Genomic DNA, 6,837 nt, shown 5'->3' with positions numbered 1-6,837 from the left:
TCGCCATTTTCAGGATAACAAAGACCTCACAGGTTTTCAAAACCTGTGAGGTCTAAGTAACGAAAAAGCCTTAATATGCTATATCTGTGCAGTTTATAGTTCTATTCTAAATTTTTGTCATGTACTAAAGTCAATTATAATAAAATTGACTCAAGTTAAATATCTATACTCAAAACTAATCATCTAATGGGGAAATGTTTTAAACATACAACTAAACTCCCATTTCTAAAGGAAGCGCTTATAATTCTATTTATAAGTTTGTTTGCTTCTACCTTCGAGATTTCCGCCCAGATTCAAAAAGAGTTTTCACCTCGATTTAACAACATGATTAATGGCGATTTTACAATGATTGCCAACAATATAATATCTCGAACTGCAACTGAAGATTACAATGGTGAAAATGATAATCATAGTTTTCTAGACAATGTTTATGTTGATATTGACAATGATAATTCCACATTTAATTCTAGTAGTGCCAATTTTGTTAATCCGCAGCCACAATTAGCATGCTTAACAATAAAGAAAGCATATTTATATTGGGCAGCAGCAGATAAAGAAAATGAAGCTGGAGAAGACAACCAACCCAATTGGAATTTTAATGATATAAAGTTAATGCTTCCTAGCGAAAACACGTATTCTACATTAACCGCAGACGACGTGCTTTACAGAGGTCGAGACACCCATTTTAGCAACGATCCCTATGTCTGTTTTAAAGATATTACCAGCTTAGTGATAAACCTAGATAGCCCTTATGGAAAATACCAAGTTGCAAATATTGAAGCAAAAACCGGATTTTTATTTCAACATTCGGAAGGGAATACAGGAACTTCAGGAGGTTGGCAAATCGTTTACATTTATGAAAGCCCAGAATTGATATCAAAAAACGTCAGTCTGTTTGATGGATATGCACATATTACCAAAGATTTCAACAATTATGACATCGGTTTTTATGGCTTCCGAACCGTACCAAGTGGACCTGTTAAAGTAAATACATTAATTGGTGCTCTTGAAGGCGATAGAAGTTTAATTGGAGATCGGTTTCAAATACAGAATATTGCTAATGATTATATAGATATTACAGCACCTTTAAGAGATTCAAACAATTTTTTTAATAGTAGAATCACAATTGAAAATACAAACTATACAGATAGAAATCCTGCTAGTTTAAACACCTTAGGTTTTGATGCTGCTTTATTTCAACTTAATAACACAGATAATAGTATTATTGGCAATAACCAATCTTCTGCATCAATAAGACTGGCCTCTAATCAAGAAACCTATAGTTTATTTTTGATTGGGTTATCTGTTGAAGTGTGGGCTCCAAGTTTATATCCAATAGTACTTAGTTCTACCGCTATAGAAAACACTAGCAATGCCAACGACATTGTAACGTTAGATTTTAATTTTTCAAACACAGGAAATGATAATGCTGTTAATGTGATGCTTTCTGAAACGATACCATCAAACATAGAATTTGTTTCTGCTAATAACTTACCTGTTGGAGTAACTTATAATTATGATGAAGACACAAGGCTATTACAGTTTTTAATAGAAAACGGTTTAGCTGATATTGGAGATCCACCATTAAATATTCAAATTGAGTTAATGGTTAAAGATGCCTGTTATTTTCTTGAAGACACCTGTAATTTAGCATTCGACCTTCAATTTAAAGCCACATATAATGGTGAAGAAAACACAAACTTGTTTACTTCTTATAGTTCAAATGAATTGGATGATTGCCAACTAGGAAGCCCATTATCAATTGCTATAAATCAACCTATTGTACTATGGAAAACGCCTGTTGAAAGTTTAGACAGAACCTTATCTATTGACAATCCAAATGATTTAACAGATGCGCAAGCGCTGTTCCCCGTTCCCGATAAATGTAATTTTGAACTCATTAAAACGTCTGGAGATTTTATTCAAAATAGTGATTGTGATTATACCGGAACCTATACTAATACATGGTATTTTACTGATGCTTGCGAGCGTACCATTGAAGATTATGTACAAATTATAACAGTAACTTCAAATCAATTTTTTGATGGCAGTAACATAACGGTCTCCAAAGTAGTCACGCCAAATCAAGATCAATGGAACGAATATTTTACAATTAATGAAATAACAGATTGTGGCTTTTTAATTAATTTGAAAATGTATAATCGTTGGGGCGCATTAATTTATCAATCAGATAACTATCAAAACAACTGGAATGGAACGTCCAATAAAAGTTCCTTTGGTACATCAAACAAAGTTCCTACTGGTACCTATTTTTATGTAATAAATCTGTTTAATAGTGATTTAAACCCAATTATAGGAACGGTTTATATTGGAACAAAATAGAGATCTTTATCTTATTTAGCTAAGGTTATTGTAAAATATATAAATTGCAATTGCGTTTTTATATATTGTAAAACAAATTAATTTGTATATGCTGCATATCAAACTAATAAACAGTTTATTCTTTTCTAGAATCATTATTAGTTTCTGTTAAATTTAAATAATCTTTAGTAGCTTTAACAAAAAATAAAGCTAAAATGCCTTTAAAAAATCAAAAGCATCTATTCTACATTCCGGAGGATGTTACTTATTTAAATATAGCAAGTCAATCACCTGCATTCAAAACCATTTATGAAGCTGGACTAGAAGGATTAAAACAGAAAAACCAACCTCATAAGATTAGAATTTCAGATTATTTTGAACCAGTTACAGAGCTTAAAAAACTATTTGCTCAATTGATTGATGAAGACAATTTTAATCGTATTGCAACAATTCCTTCTGTATCATACGGAATAGCCACCGTAGCTAACAATATTATTTTAAAAGAAAATGATGAAATCTTAATTATAGACGAACAATTTCCTAGTAATGTTTATTCATGGCAAAAATTAGCTAAAAAATTTAATGCAAAAATAAGAGTTGTTAGCGCTCCAGAAACTGATACGAATCGTGTTAAACTTTGGAACGAAATTATTTTAGATACCATAAATAACAACACTGCGGTGGTTGCTATGGGTAATATTCATTGGTCTAATGGTAGTTTATTTAATTTAAAAGCTATTAGTAAAAAAGCAAAACAACATGATGCCCTTTTAATTATTGACGGATCACAATCTGTTGGTGCGTTGCCTTTTTCTGTCAAAGACATTCAGCCAGATGCACTTATTTGTGCAGGCTACAAATGGTTATTTGGCCCTTATGGATGTGGTTATGCCTATTTTGGAGCATATTTTGATAACGGTAATTCAATAGAAGAAAATTGGTCTAATCGATTAGATAGCGAAAATTTTGCTGAACTCACTAATTATAAATCAGAATACAAACCTTTGGCAAATCGTTATTCTGTTGGTGAAAGCGGAAATTTCATCTATGTAAGAATGCAAATTGAAGCTTTAAAACAAGTTTTAGAATGGACACCAAAAGCTATTCAAGAATATTGCGAGAGCATTTCAGTTGTAGCAATTAAAGAGTTAAAAGCTTTAGGTTGTGTGATTGAAGATTCCAATTATAGAACACATCATTTATTTGGAATTAAACTACCAAATGAATTAGATGTTAACGCTTTAAAAAAAGATTTATTTAGCAAAAATATTTTTGTTTCTTTTAGAGGTAATTACATCAGGGTTTCTTGTCATTTGTTTAATACTGCCGATGATTTTAAACCGCTAATTACGTGCATTGCTTCACATTTATAAAAGGTTAATATGGAAGAGTTTATTGATATAATAACAAAACAAGGTGAACCAACTGGTAAATCTGTTCTTAAATCTAAAATTCATAATAAAGGGTATTACCATAATACTGCCCATATTTGGTTTTACACTAACAATGAAGAAATTTTATTATCGCAGCGCTCTGTAAAAAAAATAATTTATCCATTACTTTGGGATGTTTCAGTTGCTGGTCATGTAGATTCTGGCGAAACTATAAAACAAGCAGCCCTTAGAGAAATTAAAGAAGAAATAGGATTAACAATTTCTGAAAACAACTTAAACAAAATTGGTGTTTTTGAATGTTTCCAAACTTATGAAAATGGTATTATAGATAATGAATTTCATAATACATTTATAGCTGAGTTAAGCGTTCCCTTGTCCAAATTAGTCCTTCAAAAGGAAGAGGTTGAAGCCATAAAATTAGTGTCTTTTGATGCATTTGAAGCACTCATTAAAAACATTGACAACAATGATAATCACTTCGTACCATCAAATAAATCTTACTATGAATTTGTTTTACAAGTCATTAAAAAACATATAAATAGATGAATTTAATACTTGTTTGAGTTGCCCCAGTTATTATTATCATATTATAAGATATTTTGCACAACCCAACAAAGCTTTGATGGTATTGTTTCTCTATTCATTGGAATAATATTATCCAGAAATGCTATTAAAAAATATCAACAACATTCTAAGTTTAACATTGAACTCATCTTGACTTTTTCTATTCCCTAAAAAATGGATTAAATTCGTCCATATTTTAGCTATTTTCTTGTGCGTAGCGATGCTATGTCCTTCAAAAATAGCTTCATCTGAACAAATTTCTTCTCATTTACGGTTAAAAACAAAAAGTCAAGATGAGTTCATTTAAATAATTATTTTGGAATATGATGAATCTCATAAATTAGAATTTTAATTTTCAATAGTTTTATCCTATTTAATATGAATATCGTTTCTTTTTAAACAAAAAAGCGTTTATAAAATTCATATATTTACTATTAATTAATTCTAGATACTCATGGGTAAAGTTTTCAAAGCCAACGTAAATAATACTTTTGATTTTGAAATTGAATATGATGAAATTTCAAATTTTGATGTCGTAAAAACTTCAGACTCACATTATCATATTCTTCAAGATAATAAATCATTTAAAGTTGAAATAAACGAAGCAAATTTCAATACAAAATCATATCAAGTAAAAGTCAATAATAATCTATATAATACAAACATTTTCAATGATTTAGATATTCTAATTAAAGAAATGGGATTTGCCATTGGCTCCACAAAACATGTAAATTCTATTAAAGCCCCAATGCCTGGTTTAATACTAGAAATAAATGTGAAAGTTGGTCAAGAAGTAAAAGAAGATGAACCGCTTCTAATCCTTGAAGCTATGAAAATGGAAAATATTATTATCTCTCCAAGAGACGGCATTATAAAATCCATTTCAGTAAACAAAACAGATGCTGTAGAGAAAAATCAATTGCTAATAGAATTCGGCGCATAATGCGCATTAATTTATAAAATACGTTTTCAAAATTATGAAAGCATAAAATTTTAAGCACATGATTACACCAAATATTTGTGAATTCGTGGTTAAAGAAATGAGATTCCCTCCTTCGAGGGAATGACAAAAATGATTTATTAATGAAAAAAATACTTATTGCCAACCGAGGAGAAATAGCCATAAGAGTCATGAAAACGGCTCAAAAAATGGGCATAAAAACAGTAGCGGTTTATTCTACAGCAGATAGAAACGCACCACATGTTAAGTTTGCTGATGAAGCCGTTTGTATAGGTGAGCCACCTTCAAACCAATCCTATTTAAGAGGAGATAAAATTATTGAAGAAGCAAAACAACTTCATGTAGACGCTATTCATCCTGGTTATGGTTTTTTAAGTGAAAATGCTTCCTTTGCTGAATTATGCGAAGAAAACAATATCATTTTTATTGGCCCGCGCTCTAAAGCCATTAAAATAATGGGAAGCAAATTAGCAGCAAAAGAAGCTGTTAAACAATATAACATACCTATGGTTCCAGGGATTGATGAAGCTATAACAGATGTTAACAAAGCAAAAACTATTGCCAAAAGCATTGGATTTCCTATTTTAATCAAAGCCTCAGCAGGAGGTGGTGGAAAAGGGATGCGTGTTGTTGAAAAAGAAAGTGATTTGGAATCACAAATGAATCGTGCCATTAGTGAAGCCACTTCTGCATTTGGAGATGGTTCTGTTTTTATAGAAAAATATGTGACCTCACCACGTCATATAGAAATACAAATAATGGCAGATAGTCATGGTAATGTTTTACACTTTTTTGAGCGTGAATGTAGTATTCAACGGCGTCATCAAAAGGTAGTTGAAGAAGCGCCTTCATGTATTCTAACTCCAGAATTGCGAAACGAAATGGGAGAAGCAGCCATAAAAGTGGCTAAATCATGTGATTATTTAGGAGCAGGAACGGTTGAGTTCTTATTAGATGCTAAACAGAATTTTTATTTCTTAGAAATGAATACGCGTTTGCAAGTAGAACATCCTGTTACAGAATTAATATCTGGTGTTGACTTAGTCGAACTTCAAATAAAAGTAGCTCGTGGTGAGGCACTTCAAATAAAACAAAAGGATTTAAAAATTAACGGACATGCATTAGAATTACGTGTTTACGCTGAAGATCCGCTAAACGATTTTCTTCCCAGTGTAGGTCATTTAGATGTTTATAAAATCCCTGAAGGAGAAGGTATTCGTGTTGATAACGGATTTGAAGAAGGTATGGATATTCCTATTTATTATGACCCCATGTTATCAAAATTAATCACTTACGGAAGCAATCGTTTGGAAGCGATTCAGCTTATGATTAAAGCTATCGACAACTATCACATTGAAGGAGTGAAAACAACACTTCCCTTTGGGAAATACGTTTGTGAACACGAGGCTTTTCGTTCAGGGAATTTTGATACACATTTTGTTAAAAACTATTATTCACCTGAAGCTTTGAAAGCTGAAACCGAAAACGAAGCCAGAATAGCAGCATTAATGGCTGTGAAACAATATATAGAAGATCAAAAGTTATTAAGATTACCTGTTAAGTAAGCAGTATGCAGTAAGCAGTAAGCAGTAAGCA

General features: G+C 31.3%; 5 protein-coding genes. All 5 read left to right on the top strand.

Going from position 1 to position 6,837, the window contains the following annotated elements; all coding sequences use genetic code 11:
* The first annotated feature begins 186 nt into the window (after positions 1–186).
* The gene (locus AAC024_RS15445; RefSeq protein WP_339896390.1) at positions 187–2,343 is read left to right on the top strand and encodes a gliding motility-associated C-terminal domain-containing protein; all 2,157 of its coding nucleotides are present in this window, start codon (positions 187–189) and stop codon (positions 2,341–2,343) included.
* A gap of 194 nt (positions 2,344–2,537) precedes the next feature.
* Positions 2,538–3,695: an aminotransferase class V-fold PLP-dependent enzyme gene (locus AAC024_RS15440; RefSeq protein ID WP_339896389.1), complete on the top strand. Its 1,158-nt coding sequence runs from the start codon at positions 2,538–2,540 to the stop codon at positions 3,693–3,695.
* Between the two features lie 9 nt (positions 3,696–3,704).
* The gene (locus AAC024_RS15435) at positions 3,705–4,262 is read left to right on the top strand and encodes an NUDIX domain-containing protein (protein WP_339896388.1); all 558 of its coding nucleotides are present in this window, start codon (positions 3,705–3,707) and stop codon (positions 4,260–4,262) included.
* Positions 4,263–4,734: 472 nt separating this feature from the next.
* Entirely contained in the window at positions 4,735–5,223 is a 489-nt protein-coding gene (locus tag AAC024_RS15430; protein WP_339896387.1) for an acetyl-CoA carboxylase biotin carboxyl carrier protein subunit, read from the top strand.
* A gap of 140 nt (positions 5,224–5,363) precedes the next feature.
* A complete protein-coding gene (accC, locus tag AAC024_RS15425) occupies positions 5,364–6,806 on the top strand; it encodes an acetyl-CoA carboxylase biotin carboxylase subunit (protein ID WP_339896386.1) in 1,443 nt (480 codons plus the stop codon).
* Positions 6,807–6,837: the final 31 nt, after the last annotated feature.

This window comes from uncultured Algibacter sp. (assembly GCF_963976535.1).
Classification (GTDB): domain Bacteria; phylum Bacteroidota; class Bacteroidia; order Flavobacteriales; family Flavobacteriaceae; genus Algibacter_B.
This window is presented reverse-complemented; position numbering and strand designations above follow the sequence as displayed.